Origin of the sequence: Streptomyces sp. NBC_00466 (assembly GCF_041433995.1) — a bacterium.
Classification (GTDB): Bacteria; Actinomycetota; Actinomycetes; order Streptomycetales; family Streptomycetaceae; genus Streptomyces.
Genome location: NZ_CP107896.1, coordinates 3,933,299 through 3,951,440, shown reverse-complemented (window position 1 = coordinate 3,951,440; position 18,142 = coordinate 3,933,299). Strand labels below are relative to the sequence as shown.

15 protein-coding genes and 2 pseudogenes are annotated in these 18,142 nt (G+C 69.9%); 11 read left to right on the top strand and 6 right to left on the bottom strand.

Annotation, left to right across the window (positions count from 1 at the left end; all coding sequences use genetic code 11):
- Window positions 1-115 precede the first annotated feature (115 nt).
- Both OG210_RS17735 and OG210_RS17730 read left to right on the top strand, forming a co-directional pair.
- On the top strand, window positions 116-1,573 hold the full coding sequence (locus tag OG210_RS17735; RefSeq protein WP_328327848.1) for an MFS transporter: 1,458 nt from the start codon (window positions 116-118) through the stop codon (window positions 1,571-1,573).
- Window positions 1,574-1,630: 57 nt separating this feature from the next.
- Window positions 1,631-2,833 carry a M20 family metallopeptidase gene (locus OG210_RS17730; RefSeq protein WP_328327850.1) on the top strand — a complete coding sequence of 401 codons (1,203 nt, stop codon included), beginning with the start codon at window positions 1,631-1,633 and terminating at the stop codon, window positions 2,831-2,833.
- Window positions 2,834-2,862: 29 nt separating this feature from the next.
- On the opposite strand, the gene OG210_RS17725 is transcribed toward OG210_RS17730, so the two are convergent.
- The gene (locus tag OG210_RS17725) at window positions 2,863-4,464 is read right to left on the bottom strand and encodes a PAS domain-containing protein (RefSeq protein WP_371537599.1); all 1,602 of its coding nucleotides are present in this window, start codon (window positions 4,462-4,464) and stop codon (window positions 2,863-2,865) included.
- A 461-nt stretch (window positions 4,465-4,925) separates the two neighbouring features.
- Complete coding sequence (pdxH, locus tag OG210_RS17720; RefSeq protein WP_328335478.1) at window positions 4,926-5,564, bottom strand: pyridoxamine 5'-phosphate oxidase; 639 nt, start codon at window positions 5,562-5,564, stop codon at window positions 4,926-4,928.
- A 146-nt stretch (window positions 5,565-5,710) separates the two neighbouring features.
- On the opposite strand from pdxH, the gene OG210_RS17715 reads away from it, so the two are divergent.
- From OG210_RS17715 to OG210_RS17700, 4 genes are all read left to right on the top strand, one after another.
- A complete protein-coding gene (locus tag OG210_RS17715; protein WP_328327852.1) occupies window positions 5,711-6,823 on the top strand; it encodes a citrate synthase 2 in 1,113 nt (370 codons plus the stop codon).
- Between the two features lie 61 nt (window positions 6,824-6,884).
- Window positions 6,885-7,937 (top strand): hypothetical protein, encoded by a 1,053-nt coding sequence (locus tag OG210_RS17710; protein WP_328327854.1) that lies wholly within the window; start codon window positions 6,885-6,887, stop codon window positions 7,935-7,937.
- Window positions 7,938-8,055: 118 nt separating this feature from the next.
- The gene (locus tag OG210_RS17705; RefSeq protein ID WP_371537595.1) at window positions 8,056-9,186 is read left to right on the top strand and encodes a hypothetical protein; all 1,131 of its coding nucleotides are present in this window, start codon (window positions 8,056-8,058) and stop codon (window positions 9,184-9,186) included.
- Window positions 9,187-9,229: 43 nt separating this feature from the next.
- Window positions 9,230-10,135 carry a GNAT family N-acetyltransferase gene (locus OG210_RS17700; RefSeq protein WP_328327858.1) on the top strand — a complete coding sequence of 302 codons (906 nt, stop codon included), beginning with the start codon at window positions 9,230-9,232 and terminating at the stop codon, window positions 10,133-10,135.
- A 28-nt stretch (window positions 10,136-10,163) separates the two neighbouring features.
- Here the strand turns inward: OG210_RS17700 and OG210_RS17695 are convergent.
- A pseudogene (locus OG210_RS17695) lies at window positions 10,164-11,560 on the bottom strand (sporulation protein).
- A gap of 285 nt (window positions 11,561-11,845) precedes the next feature.
- On the opposite strand from OG210_RS17695, the gene OG210_RS17690 reads away from it, so the two are divergent.
- The gene (locus OG210_RS17690) at window positions 11,846-13,165 is read left to right on the top strand and encodes a UDP-glucose/GDP-mannose dehydrogenase family protein (RefSeq protein WP_328327864.1); all 1,320 of its coding nucleotides are present in this window, start codon (window positions 11,846-11,848) and stop codon (window positions 13,163-13,165) included.
- 118 nt (window positions 13,166-13,283) lie between these two features.
- Here OG210_RS17690 and OG210_RS17685 read toward each other — a convergent pair whose 3' ends face one another.
- The 3 genes and pseudogenes from OG210_RS17685 to OG210_RS17675 all read right to left on the bottom strand — a co-directional run bounded on the left by OG210_RS17685 (window position 13,284) and on the right by OG210_RS17675 (window position 14,322).
- Entirely contained in the window at window positions 13,284-13,844 is a 561-nt protein-coding gene (locus tag OG210_RS17685) for a hypothetical protein (protein ID WP_371540346.1), read from the bottom strand.
- A gap of 27 nt (window positions 13,845-13,871) precedes the next feature.
- Window positions 13,872-13,931, bottom strand: a pseudogene (locus tag OG210_RS17680) (pentapeptide repeat-containing protein); the annotation flags it as partial.
- A 235-nt stretch (window positions 13,932-14,166) separates the two neighbouring features.
- Complete coding sequence (locus OG210_RS17675; RefSeq protein ID WP_328327866.1) at window positions 14,167-14,322, bottom strand: hypothetical protein; 156 nt, start codon at window positions 14,320-14,322, stop codon at window positions 14,167-14,169.
- A 261-nt stretch (window positions 14,323-14,583) separates the two neighbouring features.
- On the opposite strand from OG210_RS17675, the gene OG210_RS17670 reads away from it, so the two are divergent.
- The 4 genes from OG210_RS17670 to OG210_RS17655 all read left to right on the top strand — a co-directional run bounded on the left by OG210_RS17670 (window position 14,584) and on the right by OG210_RS17655 (window position 18,064).
- Window positions 14,584-15,750: a serine hydrolase domain-containing protein gene (locus OG210_RS17670; protein ID WP_328327868.1), complete on the top strand. Its 1,167-nt coding sequence runs from the start codon at window positions 14,584-14,586 to the stop codon at window positions 15,748-15,750.
- Between the two features lie 372 nt (window positions 15,751-16,122).
- Window positions 16,123-16,866, top strand: a complete 744-nt coding sequence (locus OG210_RS17665; RefSeq protein ID WP_328327870.1) for a DUF5753 domain-containing protein — start codon at window positions 16,123-16,125, stop codon at window positions 16,864-16,866.
- Complete coding sequence (locus OG210_RS17660) at window positions 16,863-17,081, top strand: DUF397 domain-containing protein (protein ID WP_328327872.1); 219 nt, start codon at window positions 16,863-16,865, stop codon at window positions 17,079-17,081. Before OG210_RS17665 ends, OG210_RS17660 begins: the two co-directional genes overlap by 4 nt.
- Before the next feature lie 161 nt (window positions 17,082-17,242).
- Window positions 17,243-18,064: a MerR family transcriptional regulator gene (locus tag OG210_RS17655; protein WP_328327874.1), complete on the top strand. Its 822-nt coding sequence runs from the start codon at window positions 17,243-17,245 to the stop codon at window positions 18,062-18,064.
- Window positions 18,065-18,142 lie beyond the last annotated feature (78 nt).

The window sequence follows — 18,142 nt, the reverse complement described above, 5'->3', positions numbered from 1 at the left end:
TTCCTGCGTTCCCAGCGTATTCCGTTTTCCCCGGCAGCGGCACTGAGCAGCATGTCGTCCCATCCAGGCACCGCCGGACACCGGATTCACCGGGCCCATCGGGAAGAGGTTGGCGATGACTTCAGCGGTCGCAGACAGCGCGGCGGGCGACGACCACGGCACAGGCCCAGGTCTGAGTACGGCCACCGGCACCGTCGCGGAAGCAGGCACGACGGACATACCCACGGCGGACATACTCACGGCGGACACAGCCACAACGGACACAGCCGCGCGGAGTGAGGCGCGGCGGGCCGGTGCGGCCGGCCGCAAGGCGCTGCTCGCCGCCACCGTCGGCGGCGTGGTCGAATCCTTCGACTGGACGATCTACGCCGTCCTGGCGCCGTTCTTCGCCACCCAGCTGTTCCCAGGCGACGACCCGGCCACCGCGCTGATCGGCGCCTATCTGGGCTTCGCGGTCGGCTTCGTCGTCAGGCCCTTCGGCTCGTACGTCATGGGCCGGATCAGCGATTCGCGCGGCCGCCGCTTCGGGCTGACGCTGAGCATGGCGGTCATCTCGGCGGCGAGCGTACTGATCGCGGTACTGCCGACGGCCGCCGTGGCCGGGGCGGCGACGCCGGTGCTGCTGGTGCTGCTGCGGCTGGTCCAGGGCGTGTCGATGGGCGGCGAGAACCCGAGTGCCGCCGCGTACGTCACCGAGACCGCGCCCCGTCGGCTGCGCTTCCTCTACAGCTCGATCTCGTACTCCGGTGTCGTCATCGGCAACATCCTGTCCTTCGGGGTCCTGACGCTGCTGCTGGCCACTCTGGGCAAGCACGGGGTGAGCGGCGGCGGCTGGCGGATCGGCTTCCTGGTGGCGGCCGGGCTCGGACTGCTGGCTCTGTGGATCCGGCGCAGCGCCGAGGAGAGCGAGGAGTTCACCGAGCAGGCGGCGGCCGGATCCGGCAGTACGGCGGCCGGGCGCCGCGCCCTGTACCGCGCCAGTGCCCGCAATATCGCCGCCGTCTTCCTGATCAGCGTCGGCGCGACCATCGGCTACTACTTCGGCACCACGTATCTCCCCCAGTACGCCCAGCAGTTGGGCGTCTCGTCGGACACCGCCTCGTCGGCGTCGATGCTGCTGCCACTGCTCCTGCTGATCGCGGCGATGGTCGGCGTCGGCAAGCTCGCCGACCGGCTGGGACCGTTGCGCACGCTGCGTACGGGGCTGGCGCTGCTGGCGCTGGCGACGGTGCCGCTGATGATGGCGCTGGCGCACCGGGTGCTGCCGATGTGGGTGGTGACGGTCGTCTATCTGCTGCTGATCGCGGCACCGATCGGCCTGACGAACGTGCTGTTCGCGCAGCTGTTCCCGGTACCGGTACGGGTGGTGGCGATGGGCGTGCCGTACACGGTGGCCACCGGGCTCTTCGGCGGTACGTTCCCGCTGCTGGCCCAAGCCCTGGGCAGGGCAGGCCACTTGACGATGGTGCCCTGGTGGGCCGCCGGCGCCGCGGTCGTCTCCCTCCTGGGCACGCTCCTGATCCGCTTCCCGGATCGCACCGGGCCCGCCGGGCCCACCGAGCCCACCGGCTGAGCCCCCCTCCCCGTTCACTTCCCCTCCCCCGTCACCTCCCCCTCCGAAGGAGCTTCCATGAACCTGCGTGACGACGCCCGCGCCCTGTCCGACGACCTCGTACGGCTGCGACGCTCGCTGCACCGCATCCCCGAAGTGGGGCTGGAGCTGCCCCGTACCCAGGAAGCGGTACTGGCCGAGCTGGACGGTCTGCCGCTGGAGGTGCGGACGGGCGACGGGCTGAGCTCGGTGACGGCGGTGCTGCACGGCGCGCAGCCGGGCCCGACGGTGCTGCTGCGCGGCGACATGGACGCGCTGCCGGTCGCCGAGCGGACCGGTCTGGACTTCGCGGCGGACACCGGCCGGATGCACGCCTGCGGCCACGACCTGCACACCACGATGCTCACCGGCGCCGCCAAGCTGCTCAGCGCGCACCGTGACCGGCTGGCGGGCGATGTGCTGTTCATGTTCCAGCCGGGCGAGGAGGGCTTCGACGGGGCCCGGCACATGCTCGCCGAGGGGCTGTTGGAGACGTCGGGCCGGCGGCCGGACGCGGCGTACGCGATCCATGTGATGTCGGCGGGGCTGCCGAGCGGCGTCTTCGGCACCCGCGGCGGTCCGGCGCTGGCCGCGTCCAACGTGCTGCGGGTGACCGTACGCGGCGAGGGCGGGCACGGTTCGATGCCGCACCGCGCCAAGGACCCGATCCAGGCGGCGTGTGCGATGGTCAGCGCCCTTCAGGTGTGGATCACCCGTACCTTCGACGTCTTCGACCCGGTGATCCTCACGGTCGGCTCCTTCCACGCCGGGACCAAGCAGAACGTCATTCCCGACACGGCGGTCTTCGAGGCGACGGTGCGCAGCTTCTCGCCTCAGGCGCAGGCACGGATCAAGGACGGCTCGGTGGAGGTGTGCCGTGGCATCGCGGCGGCGTTCGGGGTGGGCGTGGACGCGGACTTCGCCGAGCTGTATCCGGTGACCGTCAACGACCACGCCGAGGCGGACTTCGTGGCGGACGTGGTGCGTGACGCGCTGGGCGAGGAACGCTATGTGGCGCTGCGGCAGCCGCTGCACGGCTCGGAGGACTTCTCGCGGGTGCTGGCCGAGGTACCGGGCGCGATGCTGACGCTGGGCGCCCCGCCGGCCGGCGCCGACCCGGAACGCAGCGCCAACAACCACTCCCCGCTCGCCGAGTTCGACGACGCGGTCCTGGCCGACGGCGCCGCGGTGTACGCGGAACTGGCGGCCCGGCGGCTGACCAGGGAGCCGGTGGCGGGATAAGACCGACCAAGACCGACCGGCAGGGGAGGCTAGGTGTTCCGCCCCCGGTCCCCCAGCGCCCGTGCCAGGTCGATGGCGGAAGCCACTCGTACGGCGACGCTCTCCGCGTACACCGCGTCGGGCCGTTCGAAGGCGAGGCGGCTCGCCCCGCGCAGGAACGTCACGACCCCCAGCGTCCTCCCCCGGCTCCGCAGCACCGTGCACAGCCCGTGCACGGTGCCCGGCGGCCACTGCCGCTCCGACGCCCACGCGGCGGATGCGTCCCCGGCCGTTCCTGCCGCCGGAGCCGACGCGTCTCCGGCTGCCGGTGCCGGCCGGGACGCGGCCGCCGCGCTGGTCCGTACCGCCCCGGTCCTGGCCACCGCCTGGAGGGCGGGATGGCCCGCCCGGTAGCGCACCGGCAGGGCGGCGCCCGCCACCGGCAGGCACGGCCCGGACGCGCCTGCGGACGGCGTCTCGGCCACCCGTACGAGCCGCTCTGCGGGCGCCTCCGCCGAGGAGAACCCGGAGGGGCGGGCGGACGCATCGCCGGATATATCGGTGCTGTCGATGGGGTCGATGAGGTCGATCAGCGCATGGTCGGCGAACCCGGCCAGCGCGAAGTCCAGATACGACGTCGCCGCCTCCATCGGGTCCTCGCACTCGGCGGCCGCCCGCGAGGCGCGGTGCAGCTGGTTGCCCCGGAAACGGAGCCGGCTCGCCTCCTGCTCGGCCTGCTTGGCCTCGGTGATGTCGCGGAACAGCCAGCCGACCCCGAGCGGAACTGGCTCCTCCGCAAGCGGTGAGGCCAGCCGCACGAACCCGTTGCGCCAGCAGCGCCGCCGCTCGCCCTCCGCGGTGCGCAGCGTCACCCACAGCTCGGCGGGTGCCGGGAGCGCCCCTTCGGCCAGTACATGCTGGAGCGCACCCTCCAGTTCCTCGGCGCCCTGCACGATCAGGTCGCCCAGCGGACGCCCGAGCAGCGTGGTGCGCCCCGTCGAGAGTGCCCGCGCGGCATGGGCGTTGACGACGGTCGGCCGCAGATCGACATCGACCAGGACGACCCCCCAGGACGCGTCGTCGAACATGGCCTCGCTGAGCGCGATCGCCCGTTCCAGATCGATCTGCGCATGGACCTCGCTGAACGCGCAGTACACCCCGGCCGGTGTGCCGTCCGGGCCGCGCACCCCGGACGACTGGGTCCGTACGAGCACCCGCCCGCCGTCCTTGCGCAGCAGCGCGAACTCGTTGACCTGGCGGCCCGGCAGGCGCATCACCGCCATCAGCCGGTCCTGCACCTCGCCGGCGTCCGCGGCCCGTACCGCCCAGCCCGCGAAGCCGGTACGCCCGACGGCCTCGTCGGGGGACCAGCCGAGAATCCGCTCGGCCTCGCGGTTCCAGTGCGTGACCACCCCGTCCGCGTCGAACGCGCAGAGCGCGGCATCCATCCCGTCCAGCAGCGCGGCCAGCAGATCGGAGCCCGGACTGCCCGGGGCACCGGACCCACCGCCGGTGCCGTCGGAACCACCGGCGCCGTCGGGAGAGCCCTGCGGAGCACCGGGACGAGGAATCCCTCCAGCCCCCGACTCCCCACCGGGCTCGGGCTCATCGGGCCCCAGCGCACTGGCTGCCTCGATCCGGGAACCACTCATCCGGCACCCCCAACAGGACGCGTCCGCCGCATGTACTGCATGTACCGCACGTCAGATCATTCAACGCGAACGTGACGCAGCCCACACCCGACTTACGGAAATAAGTTCCGGCCATGGCAAATCCATACGCCGGCCGGGGGCGCCAGGTTCCGGCCGTTCTCCCCCGGCCGGCCCCCGCTGACCGCTGATTAATTCGGTTGATCGGGCCCGGAGGGGCTCCTAAAGTCGGCGGCACGCTAGAAGGGAGGTGTTCCGGAAGTGATTTCTTCTCGGACTTGCGAGGTGGCTGCGGGCTGACGGCCCGTCGTCGCACTCTGTGCAGTGCCGGCAGACCGCCGGCCGAAATCCCAAGCAGTCACCGACCCGCGGGCTCGCCGGTAAGTCCGGCCGGCTCCTCCGCAAGGAGGAACCAGAGCCCGCGGGTTTCTGCGTTCACAGACACGGGCGCACGCCCTGTGCCCTCACGGGCAGAGCCGCTCCACCCGCCACGCCGAATCCGTCCCGCCGCTCTCCGCGCGTACGTACCGCAGCCGGTCGTGCAGCCGGTTCTCGTGGCCCTGCCAGAATTCGGCCGTGTCGGGAGCCACCCGGTAACCGCCCCAGCCCTCCGGCACCGGGACCTCGGTGCCCTCCGGATAGCGGGCCGCCAACTCCTCGTAACGGCTGGTCAGTTCCTCGCGTGAGGCGATCACCGACGACTGGGCGCTCGCCCACGCGCCGAGCTGCGAGCCGTGCGGGCGGGTGCGGAAGTACGCCACCGTCTCCTCGCGGGCAATACGGGACGCCGTGCCGGTGACCATGATCTGGCGGGCGATCCGGTGCCAGGGGAAGAGCAGCGAGACCTGCGGGTTGGCGGCCAGTTCACGGCCCTTGCGGGAGCCGTAGTTGGTGAAGAAGACGAAGCCGTCCGCGTCGAATCGCTTGAGCAGCACCGTACGGGCGGAGGGGCTGCCCTGCGGGGTCGCGGTCGAGACGACCATCGCGTTCGGTTCGTGCAGGCCGCCTGCGACGGCGTCGGCGAACCAGCGGGCGAACTGGTCCATCGGAGCGGCGGCGAGGTCCGCCTCCGCGAGGACGGAGGAACGGTACTGCTCGCGCATCACGGCGGGATTCAGATCAGGGTTCGGCACGGGACCATCCTGCCGCAAAGGCGATGTGTGCCGGATGTCACGCTTCCCCGCACCGGCGGGAGCCGTCAGACTCGTCCCTCCGCACACAGGTCGAACGCATCACGAGGAGCCGCCTGATGTCTGACGCCGCTGCCGCTTTCGTACCCGGACTCGAAGGAGTCGTCGCATTCGAGACCGAGATCGCCGAACCGGACAAGGAGGGCGGCGCGCTGCGGTACCGCGGCGTCGACATCGAGGATCTGGTCGGCCAGGTGTCCTTCGGGAACGTCTGGGGTCTGCTGGTCGACGGCGCGTTCAATCCCGGGCTGCCGCCCGCCGAGCCGTTCCCGATCCCGGTGCACTCCGGTGACGTCCGGGTCGACGTGCAGTCCGCGCTGGCGATGCTCGCACCCGTCTGGGGCCTGAAACCGCTGCTCGACATCGATGAGCGCACCGCGCGCGACGATCTGGCGCGTGCGGCGGTGATGGCCCTCTCGTACGTCGCCCAGTCGGCGCGCGGCCAGGGCAGCCCGATGGTTCCGCAGAGCGAGATCGACAAGGCGGATTCGGTCGTCGAGCGCTTTATGATCCGCTGGCGCGGTGAGCCGGATCCCAAGCACGTCAAGGCAGTTGACGCGTACTGGACGTCGGCGGCCGAACACGGAATGAACGCCTCCACCTTCACCGCCCGGGTCATCGCGTCGACCGGCGCGGATGTCTCCGCCGCCCTCTCGGGTGCGGTGGGTGCGATGTCCGGGCCGCTGCACGGCGGGGCGCCGTCGCGGGTCCTCGGGATGATCGAGGAGATCGAGCGGACGGGCGACGCGAGCGCGTATGTGAAGCGGGCGCTGGACCAGGGCGAGCGGCTGATGGGTTTCGGCCACCGCGTCTACCGCGCCGAGGACCCGCGGGCCCGGGTGCTGCGCCGTACGGCCAAGGAGCTGGCCGCGCCCCGCTTCGAGGTCGCCGAGGCGCTGGAGAAGGCGGCCCTGGAGGAGTTGCACGCCAGGCGCCCCAACCGGGTGCTGGCCACGAACGTGGAGTTCTGGGCGGCGATCATGCTGGACTTCGCGGAGGTCCCGGCGCACATGTTCACGTCGATGTTCACGTGCGCCCGTACGGCGGGCTGGAGCGCGCACATCCTGGAACAGAAGCGCACGGGGCGGCTGGTGCGGCCTTCGGCACGATACGTGGGGCCCGGAACGCGTGATCCCCGCGAGATCGAGGGGTACGACAGCATCACCGGCTGAGCGCGGGGGCGTACTCGCGCGAGGGGCGCCGGGCAGAGTCGTACCGGAGTACGGAGGACTTATGCGTACCGGAAAGCTGTTGTCCCCCGTGGACGAGCGCTGGCCCAAGGGGCGCCGGCTCGTGGCTGCCGGGTGGGCCCTGAGGCTGGCGGGAGGGGTGCTGGGCGTCACCGGCTGGCTGGTCTTCAGATCAGGATGGACCAGCGATCAGCTGTCGGGGATGCTCCACCCGGCCTGGTGGCTGCGCGGGCTGGCGGGCCTGGTGGCGGCCGCTGTCGGCCTGAGGATATTCGGGGCCGGCCGACGCCTCGTCGTACAGGGCAAGCGGTACACGGCCGATGTGATCGACGCGTTCGATGTCCTGGCAGGGACCCGCTACGTGTTGTATCTGCGCCCGTTCTCGAATGATGCCGCCATGGCCGCGCTGGACACCGACATCCAGGGCGGCGGGGCGCAGCCGCCGCTGTTGTTCTTCCTCTCGGGGCTGACCCACGAGGAGAAGCTGGTGCACCGCTTCGGGCTCTTCGGCCGCGTCATCGCGGTCGGCAGGCCCGGCGAGCACCTTCCTCCTATCGGTGCGGTGCGCGGGCAGTTACCCCTCGACGACTGGCAGGGCACCGTCAGCTCGCTGATCGAGGGGGCGCAGATGGTGCTGATGGCGGCGGGCCTCGGTCCGGGAACGGTCTGGGAGTTCACGGAAGCGGTGCGCCTCCTGCAACCGTCCACCCGGCTGGTCGTGCTGATCTACTGCGATGCCGCCACCTACGAGAGCTTCCGCGAGGCGGTCGCCGTGGAGTACGAGCGGCGCTCGCGGACCGAGCCACAGCCATCCGGCACCGCATGGCCGCCGCTGCCCGCGCTGCCGGACTATCCGCTGCCCGTCCGCCCCACGCGCCCCCGCTGGGAGGTCTGGCTCAACGGCGGCCGGAAACGGCTGCGCTGGGACTTCGTCCTCAAAGGCGTGGTGGTGTTCGACCCGGGCTGGGAGGCCACCTTCACCCGCTTCGACCCGACGGCGCTGCGGATGCCGTTCGCATTGACCTTGGGCCGCCTGGTCAAGCGGGAACTGCGGCCGGTCATGGCGCAGTTGGAGGCACTGCCGCCGCGGAATTGAAGGGAACTGCCCGCGCCCCGCCCGCCCATCACGACAGAACGCAACTGCCCGCTGTCAAAGGGAACTTCATGCACTTACTCTCGAAGCAGTGTGCTGTCGCACGCAGGGAGGGCGGGCCATGACACTCGACGGGGGACAGTGGGCAGCGGGGCCCGGCGGCCTACCCGTCGGCGCCTTCACGCCGACAGGCTGGGCGTACGCACCCTCCGCGCCCCAACCCGGCACCGTGCCCCTGCGCCGGCTGGACGCCGGTGACATCGTACGAGGCACCTTCTCCACCATCGGGCGCTATGCCAAGCCGATCTACCTCCCCCTGCTCGTCCTCGCTCTCGGCTTCACCGTGCTGCTCAGCGGCTGCGCCTTCGCCGCCTGGGCCCTGGTCACGCCACTGCCCGCGTCCGGTGCCCGGATGACCACGCATCACCTGCTGGACGTGGGCGCGGCCATCGCGGTGGTCGCGCTCCCGCTGCTGATCCTCGCCACCCTCGCCTACGCCGCCTCCGCGGCAGTCAGCATCACGGTGCTGGGCCGCTACGCCGTACTGGGCCGCCCGCCCGTGACAGCCCGCCGGGCCTGGGCGGAGGCCCGGCGCCACCTGTGGCGGGTGCTGGGCACCCAGCTTCTGACCAGCCTGACCACCGTGGGCATCCTGCTCGCCTCCGCGCTGCCGGGCATCCTGCTCGGCGTCATCCTGCACAGCGCCACCGCCGCGGCGTTCGGTCTGCTCCTGCTCATCCCGGGCCTTGTCGGCGCTCTCTACACGGGAGGCCGGCTCATCCTCGCGGTACCGGTGACAGTCCTGGAGAAGCAGCGTCCGGCCGCCGCGATGCGACGCGCCTGGACGCTCAGCCACGGAGCCTGGTGGCGCAGTATGGGCATCGCGTACCTGGCCCGGATGATCGGCTACGCGGCCACCCAGCTGATCACCACTCTGACGGGGACCATCGCGGTGCAGCTCGCGCCCTCGGGCCTCCTCGACAGTGCCCAGAGCGGTCAGCCGTTCCGGCTGTCACCCGCCGGCCTCATCCTTCCGGCCACCGTCGTCGTACTCGCCGCTGTGACCGCCGCGACGCTCAGGGCACCGTTGACGCCCCTGACCCTCGGCCTGGTGTACATGGACCGGCGCATCCGGCTGGAGAACCTCCACACCACGCTCGCCGCAGCGGCGGGCGGTGCGCTCAACTACGCGTACAGGCAGGCGGCCCCCACCCCTTCGCCGGACGACGAACCGGAACTCCGGGGCAACTGACATCCCGGGCCCCGGCCCATGACAACGTAATTGGTGTGATCAAGTGACGGAATTCAGCACCCTCGTGGACAGCGCGGAATGGCAGCAGGACTTCGAGCGGCGGCTTCTCGCCTCGTACGCCGCCGCCGGGCTCGGTGCGGCTGCGGCGGAGCGTCGGCTGGAAGGCATCCGTGGCCGGATCGGCGACTGGACAGTCACCGGGATCACGGACGCCGGGACCCGGGTGGGATACGTCGCCGTATCCGTGGCCGACGACAACGGCACGCCCGCGGGCCTCATAGGCGACCTCCGGGTCGACGCACTCAGCGCCGGCCGGGGGCATGAGCAGGCGGCCCGCGCCTGGGCCGAGGCATGGTGCGCGGAGCGCGGCGCGACCCGGCTGAGCGTACGGCTCACCGAGCCCGCGGACGAGGTGTTCGACGGCTACTCCGTCCTGGGCCAGACCAGGATGCGCCCCATCAGTTCCCCGCCCGCACCCCTCGACGGCGTCACGGCCCGGCCGATGACGGAGGCCGAGTATCCCGGGTGGCTGGCGGCAGAGAAGGCCTCCTACGTCGGTGACATCGTCCGGGCGGGCGCCCTGAGCCCCGAAGAGGCCGTACGCAAGTCCGACCGGGACTTCGTGGAGCTGCTCCCCGATGGCCTGGCGACGCCCGACCACACGTTGCTGGTACTCGAAGCGGCGGGCGAGGACCAGCTCGGCACCGGCTGGCTGAAGCACGGCTTCCTCCCCGGCGTCACCTACGGCTACTCGCTGCACATCCACGAACAGCACCGCGGCAAGGGTTACGGGCGGGCCGCGATGGCGGCCGGTGAACAGGCCACGCTCGCGGGCGGCGACTCGGCGCTGATGTTCACCGTGTGGGGCGGCAACGAGGTGGCGATGAACCTGTACACGAGCGCCGGATACCGGGTCCTGGAGGAGAACCGGTCCATCGGTCTGCCCTGAAGCGTCTCGATGTCGAGCCCAGGGAGTTTCACGGGGCGACGCCGAGTTCCTCGCGGGTCCGCTGGACGAACTCGCGCGCCGCCGGCTCGCGTCGCCAGGGAGCCAGGGCCGTGTTGAACTCGCGGATGTAGTCCAGGGCCCGGGACGACCTGACGCGGGCGAGGATGTCGACGGACCGGTTGCCGAGTTCGAGACCGTGGTCGAGGTCGCGGGCCTGGAGGTGGGCCGTTCCCACGATGGCCAGGCGCATGCCGACGGAGCGCGTGAAGGCCCGGACGGCATCGCGGCGGCCCGCTGGTTCCAGGCCAGGGCCGCCCTGGGGTTCTTCAGGTCGCGGAACACCTCGGCGGCGTCCGCCGAGAGCCGTGAGTGGTGATAGAAGTCGATCCACGCCGGCTCGTCGCCGCTGTCCCGGCTCGCCCGCTCCAGCAGGTCCTCCGAGGAGGCCAGCGCCCGCGATGCGGCCCTGGGATCGTTCTCACGGGCATGGGCCCGCGCCTCGATCAGCTTCGTGAACGCCAGTACCCGCGGCACGGCCTGCCCCTTGGCCCGCTCGAATGCGCCCTGGGCCATGTCGACGGCCTCGCCGGTGAACCCGCGCAGGAGCGACTGCATGGCCATCGTGGTCAGGACGTAGCAGCCCAGTTGCACGTTCCCGCCCGCCCTGGCCAGCCGGAGAGCCTGGATGAAGTGCCGTTGGGCGACATCGTGCTCTCCGACGTCAAAGGCCGTCCACCCGGCCAGCCTTGAGAGTTCCCCGGTCACCGAGAACAGCTCGCGGCCGACGTCGTCGGCGAAGGAGCCCCGAAGCAGCTGGGCCGCTCGCCCCTGGAGACAGACGGTGACGGAGTTGGCTTTCCAGTTCCCGCCGCCGTATTTGGAGTCCCAGCGCCGTGCGTCGTCGGCGGCCTCGCGCAGTTCATCCAGGTCGGCCCGGCCGACCTGGTGGCCGCCGTCGTGTTCGGCGGTTTCGTCGGCAGGGGTGACCAGCCAGCGGGTGACCGGAGTGGCGAACGCGGACACGGCGAAGCCGGACGCGCCCGTGGTGAGGAAGTCACGGCGGTTCACGGAGCTCCAGAACGAAGTGGCGACGCGGACAGCGTCAGCGGGATCCCGCGGGAAATCCAACCCCATGGTCGCGTCCGGTGTCTCCGCCTCGCCCATACCGATTTCGGCGAGGCCGACGGGCCGCCCCAGCCGTTCGCCGATCGCCTGGGCGAGCAGCTTGGGGACCGGCCACTTCGGCGTCATCCCGCGCCGGCACCAGTTCGCCACCGAGGTATGCGAGTAGTCCGTCCCGATCCCGGCCTGCCGGGCCAGCTGGTTGATCCGGTGGGCCAGGGATTTGCGGCTGGCACCGCAGGCTTCGATGAGCCGGGCCAGGTCCGCGTTGGGCGGACGGCTCCGGCGGACGGCCGATGCCACGGCGTCCCCCTGACCGGTTACTTGGGCGGTGCGCACACGAAGCCGTACTGATCCGAGCCACGAAGAGTCGTACGCGATCACCGCATGGTGGGCCACCGAGGGTATTGCCTCCGGGCTCGCAGCCGGCCGCGTACGCGAGTTGTGAGCCCCCTCGCGAGCCCTCCCCCGGATTCCGGGCGACCGCTGTGATGAGGGTTCAGGCCTCCGCCTGATCGCCCGGCCCCGCCTGGCCATGCCCTCCACGGGACAGCCGGGCGGCGGCCCCACCTGAAAGGACACCCGACCGTGAAACTCACCGTCATCGGCTGCGGCTACCTGGGCGCCACCCACGCGGCCTGCATGGCCGAACTCGGCCACGACGTGGTCGGCCTGGATACCGACACGGACAAGGTCCATCTCCTCAACTCCGGCAGAGCCCCGTTCTTCGAACGCGACCTCGACGACCTGCTGGCCAAGCACACCGCATCGGGCCGTCTGAAGTTCACCGCCTCCTACGCGGAGGCCGCCGCCCACGGCGACCTGCACTTCATCGGGGTCGGCACCCCGCAACGTGCCGGGGAGAACGCCTACGACCTCGGCCACCTGTTCGGTGCCGTCCGCCGGCTCGCCCCGCGGCTGCACGGCCCGGCCGTCGTCGCGGTCAAGTCGACCGTCCCGGTCGGCACAGCACCGCGCATCGCGGAGATCCTGCACGAGTTCGCCCCTGCGGGCGAGAAGGTCGAGGTCGCCTGGAACCCGGAGTTCCTGCGCGAGTCGTCCGCCGTCGAGGACACCCTCCGCCCCGACCGGCTCGTCTTCGGCTTCAACACCGAACAGTCCTGGGCGGAAGCCGTACTGCGGCAGTGCTTCGCGAAGACCATCGAATACGGGACGCCGACAATCGTCACCGACTGGGCCACCGCCGAGCTCGCGAAGGCGTCCGCGAACTCGTTCCTTGCCACGAAGATCTCGTTCATCAACGCGATGGCCGAGGTCTGCGAGACCTCGGGTGCGGACGTTCACCAGCTCGCCGACATCCTCGGACACGACGCCCGCATCGGCCGCAGCGGGATGCGTCCCGGACTCGGATTCGGCGGCGGCTGCCTGCCCAAGGACATCCGCGGCTTCATGGCCCGCGCGGGCGAACTCGGCGCCGACCAGGCCCTGACATTCCTCCGCGAGGTCGACGCCATCAACAACCGCCGCCGCGAACGGATCGTCGGCCTCGCCCGAGAACAGCTCGGCGGCAACGTCATGGGCAAACGCATCGCCGTCTGGGGCGCCGCCTTCAAACCCGACACCGACGATGTCCGCGACTCTCCCGCCCTCACCGTGGCCCAGAACCTCCGCGAGCTCGGCGCCACGGTCACCGTCACCGACCCCAAGGCCCTCGACAACGCCCGAAAGACGCACCCCCGGCTCGACTACACCGACGACCCGGTCGCCGCAGTCCAGGACGCGGTCCTGCTGCTGCACCTGACCGAGTGGCCGCAGTACGGCCACGTCGACCCCCGCCGTCTCGCCACCCGCGCAGCGAGCCCGACAGTCATCGACGGCCGCGGCACACTCGACGCCGCCCGTTGGCGCGAAGCCGGATGGACCGTCCGCGCCCTCGGCCGCCCCTGACCCGCCAGTTGTCACCGGCCCGCTCAAGCCGACTTCAGCAGTCTGACTTCCGCGTGCCCGCGTGGCTCATAGGAGGCGCGCCCGGGTCATGCTGGGCCCATGACCTTCAGCACCGCGTTCACCGAACTCGTAGCCTGGAGCACCCGCTCGCCCTCGCGCTCATGGGCGGGATCGTCGAGGGAGCCCTGACAGCAGCCGTACCGAATGCCGGTGGACGCGGCCTGATCGGCGGGGGCCGGGATGAACCCAGCTGGCTGGAACGGGAGTTGGCGTCACCGAGGAGACTGCCAAGCCCTGGGGTATCGGGTTCCTGACCCGGGCCATCGGTCCGCAGGCCATCGATCAGGCGCTGGCCCACGGACCGCGGGCCGTACTGCTCTCCTACGGTGACCCCACCCCGTACGCCGCTCGCGTCCGAGACGCCGGGAGTCTGCTGATCGTGCAGGCCACCGACATGGATGAGGCCCGGCGTGCGCTGGACGTCTGCGGCCGGCGGCCGAACTCGTGGCCACGCTGGCCTCCGGCGCCGAGCGGGCGATCGGCCGGACACGCCGGCCGCGAAAGCCTTAAGGGCGGGCCACGACGGCAGCGCCGGGTCGGCGAAGAGTGCTCCCCGCAGATCGGCCTTCGCAAGAGCCGCGCGATCGAGGCGGGCCCCCGCGAGCCACGCCTTCCGCAAATCAGCGCCGTTGACGATCGCGTGGCTCAGATCAGTGCCGCGCAGGTCGGCACGGCTCAGATTCGCTCCGGTCAAGAACACCCGGGAAAGCCGCGCGGCGGTTCATCGAACTCGAAGATGCGCAAGGGCAGCCCGGCCAGTTCGGACACCGTCGCCGGGCGCCTGCCCGCCACGGCCTGGCAACGTCAGAGCGCTGGAAACGGCGCGAAGGGCCCGCGGTACTACGACTGGGCCTGGATCCACATCGGCACCGGAAGCCACCGGCACCTACTCGTCCGACGCAACCGGTCCACGGGGCGAACTCGCCTTCTACCTGTGCTGGTCACCCACCGAGGTGCCCCTTTCCGAAGTCGTCCCCGTCGCCGGTGTCCGCTGGAGCGTCGAGGAGCGCTTCCAGGCCGCCAAGGGCCAGGTCGGACTCGACCACTACCGACGACGGACCGTCGACGAACCCACCGGACAGCTCACGAAGCCGCACTGGAGTACTAACGGAGTCCTATTGGTCAGGAACGCGATGCGTCTCTGTCCGTCGAGAAGGGCGCGGCCCTCACTCGTTCCACGGTCGTCGACACCGACTGCATAGGAAACACCCATCCGCGTGCGGTACGCGGTCCGGCGTGATCGCGTACTGGGTGTTGCCGTTTCGGCATGAGAATCCGGTGCTCCGTGAGCGCGATGGTTAGCCTGTGCCTGCCCTCGCAGCAGGGCATCAAAGCGACGCGAGAGCGGAAGGCGCGCTATGGGCTTTAACCGTGAAGAACGATCCAACGTATCTGGAACATGCGACGCGCGCTTCTCGGCGGTCCGTGAAGTGTTCGCAGAGGCGGTCGCGTCGGGCGAGGAGCTCGGCGCGAGCCTTGCCGTCGACGTCGGTGGGCACAGCGTCCTCGATCTCTGGGGTGGGTTCTGTGACCCGGAGCACACGGCACCCTGGGAGGAGAACACGATCACGAACCTGTGGTCGACCACGAAGACGGTGACCGCACTCGCCGCGTTGTTCCTCATCGATCGTGGCCTGCTCGACCCCTACGAGCGTGTGGCCACGTACTGGCCGGAGTTCGGGGTCAACGACAAGGAGGGCATCGAGGTCCGACACATCCTCAGCCACACGTCCGGGGTCTCCGGCTGGGATCCGCCCTTCACGATCGAGGATCTCGCCGACCACACCAGCGCGGCATCGGCGCTAGCCCGGCAGGCCCCGTGGTGGGAGCCGGGCACTGCTTCCGGCTACCACGCCGCAACCTACGGCACCCTGATCGATGAGCTGGTACGCCGTGTGACTGGCGCGCCGCTGAACGATCTCATCACGCGCGACCTCGCCGTTGCCCTGGATGCCGACATTCAGCTGGGAGCGCGGGAGACGGACTGGACGCGGGTCGCTCCGATCGTTCCACCACCACCGGTGAAGGCCGATCTCAGTGCGGTCTCTCCGGACAGCCCGGCCTTCCGGACGTTCAGCGCACCGGTCCTCCTGGCGGAAGCCGCGAACACCGCTTGGTGGAGGCGGGCTCGGCTCGGTGCGATGAACGGACACGGGAATGCTCGCTCGCTGGTCCGCTCGCTCCGGGTGATTTCGGGTGAGGGGGTCGTGGGCGGCGAGCGCCTGCTGTCCCGCGACACGATCGACCTCGTTTTCCACGAGCAGAGTGAGGGCTCTGATCTCGTGCTTGGCGTGCCTTTGCGGTTCGGGATCGGATTCGCGCTGTCAGGATCGAGCGCGATGCCCTATGTACCCGAAGGCCGTACGTGCTACTGGACCGGATGGGGCGGGTCGGCCGTCATCGCCGATGCGGACCGCGGTGTCACGATCGGCTATGCGATGAACAGAATGTCGTCCAGCTTCATCGGGTCGTCTCGGCTCCGTCGATACATCGAGACGGTCGTCGACTGTCTCGCATCGTCATAGCTGGGGTGATCCGTTGAGCCGTCGGCGGCAGGTCCGCGGGCAACGGTCTCAAGGGGATAGTGGCCGTCTTCTCTTTGCCGTGAAGACTCCCGACCGTGTCACCTGCGAGCAGCGACGAGACCGGCCCCAAAAGCAGAACGACCGCCCCGAAGACAGCAACCGCGCCTCCTGCCAGGCCGATAGCGACCCCAGCAGGACCATCGCGCTATCCCCTCAGATGCATGTGCTGGCCAGCACACACTCATGGCGCACCAGCACGGACACGGATCAGCGTTACGCAACCCAGAGTGCTCTATCGACTCCACTGCGTGCAATAGCAAGACATCGAAGAATGCGAATTCGCAGACACCTTGGCTCTCCAAGCTGTCTCGCATGGAACTGGCGAAGAGCGCGGCCAAGGCGGCGGACGTTGAGACTCTGCTCGACCTGTACGGAGCGATAGGCGAGGAGTCGGTGGACGACGAGCTTCGTGCCGCTCTGCTCGCACTTACGCGCGAAGGGGCACAGCGCGGGTGGTGGCACTCGTACCGTGGTGTTCTGTCCCCGGTCTACGAAGACTTGATCTCGCTGGAGGCGGAAGCAACCACCATGCAGGCGTGGCAGGTGGCCACCGTTCCAGGGCTGCTCCAGACTGCCGAGTACGCCCGCGAAACGATCACCAGCACCGCCATGGACGCAGCCATCGCGGAACGAGTGTCGGCGCTCGTCGAGATCAGACTCGCACGGCAGTCCGTACTCACGAACCGTGAGGAGCCGCTGCGGCTTTGGGCCATCATCGGAGAGCCCGCGCTGCGCACGAAGACCACCGATCCGTCAGTGATACATGAGCAGTTGGCACGCCTCGCCCGCATGGCTGAGCTGCCCAACATCAACATCCAGGTGCTTCCCTCCACCGCGCCTCCGAACGTCGGCCAAACCGGCAGTTTTACGCATCTCGGCTTTGGCGCACACAAGGACCTCGACGTGGTCCACCTGGAGAGCCTGACGAACGCGATCTACGTCGAGGATGCACCTCAGGTATCCCTGTACACACAGGCCTTCGAACGTCTGCGTGCTGCCGCGCTCCCGGTCGAGCAATCACTCGCCCTGATCACAGAAGCAAGGGACAAGAAATGAAACATGTTGCCGACTCGTCGGTACTGCCCGTCGTGTGGTGGAAGGCGACTGGATCGCAGGCGCAGAGCGACTGTGTCGAGTGCGGCGTAGTCGACCACGACGAACAGATCGTCGCCGTACGGGACAGCAAGAACCCGCACGGCCCTGCGATGTTGCTCTCCTACGGCGCACTCGGTGTGCTGATCGGCGCACTGCGGTCCGGCGCGCTCAACTAGCCTCTCTCCTTTACGGACCCGGAAACGGGTGAAAGCGGCCCGCTCCCCGTTGCGACGGGAGTGGGCCGCTCCGCGTTCGGGCCGGAGGGGATCCTGCACCTTCGGCCGTCAATTAGCTTCTTGACCCTCACACCATGTCAGGCGGTCAGCTCCTAGACATCATGTTCACCATCGGAGAATTCGCCCGGCACGGCCGCGTCTCAGTCCGGATGCTGCGTCACTACGACGCTACCGGCCTGTTGCGGCCGACCCACGTCGCCCCTGCGAGCGGCTACCGCTACTACACCGCTGCTCAGCTCGCCCGCCTCAACCGGATCATCGCCCTCAAGGACCTCGGGTTCATCCTTCAGCAGGTCCAGGACATCGTGGACGAGAAAGTCAGCGTCGAGGAACTGCGCGGCATGCTGCGGCTGCGGCGGGCAGAGCTGGAGGCCACGATGGCCGCCGCAAGAGCACGGCTGGTCCAGGTCGAGGCGAGGCTCCGAGCGATCGAAAGTGAGGGGCACATGCCCACGAACGACGTTGTCATCAAGACAGTCCCTGCTGTCCGGGTGGCGGAACTGACCGCGACCGCAGCGAGTTTCGAGCCTGAACACATCAGTCCGGTCATTGGGCCGCTCTACGACGAGCTGCTCCGGTGCCTGGGCGAAGCGGGTATCACCCCCACCGGCCCCGGCGTCGCGTACTACGAGGACGCACCGGAGGGCAAGGGCAGGATCCGCGTCCACGCCGCCGTCCAGGTCTCCGCCCCTCTTCAGGAGGGCATCTTCCGCATCCTCGATCTGCCCTCCCTCGCCCAGGCGGCGACCATCGTGCACCGGGGTTCGATGGACACCGTGCTTCCCACCGCCCAGCTCCTGGCCCGCTGGACTGACACCAACGGCTACCGGTCGGACGGCTACCCCCGCGAGGTCAGCCTGGAATGTCCCGAGGACGTTGACGACTGGGTGACGGAACTTCAGGCACCGGTGACCCGGGCCTGATCAAACGCACCCGGTCTGACCGGCGATCACGTTCGGGCAGTAGGGGCCGGGGGCGGTATCTCGCGGCGCGGAAGGACG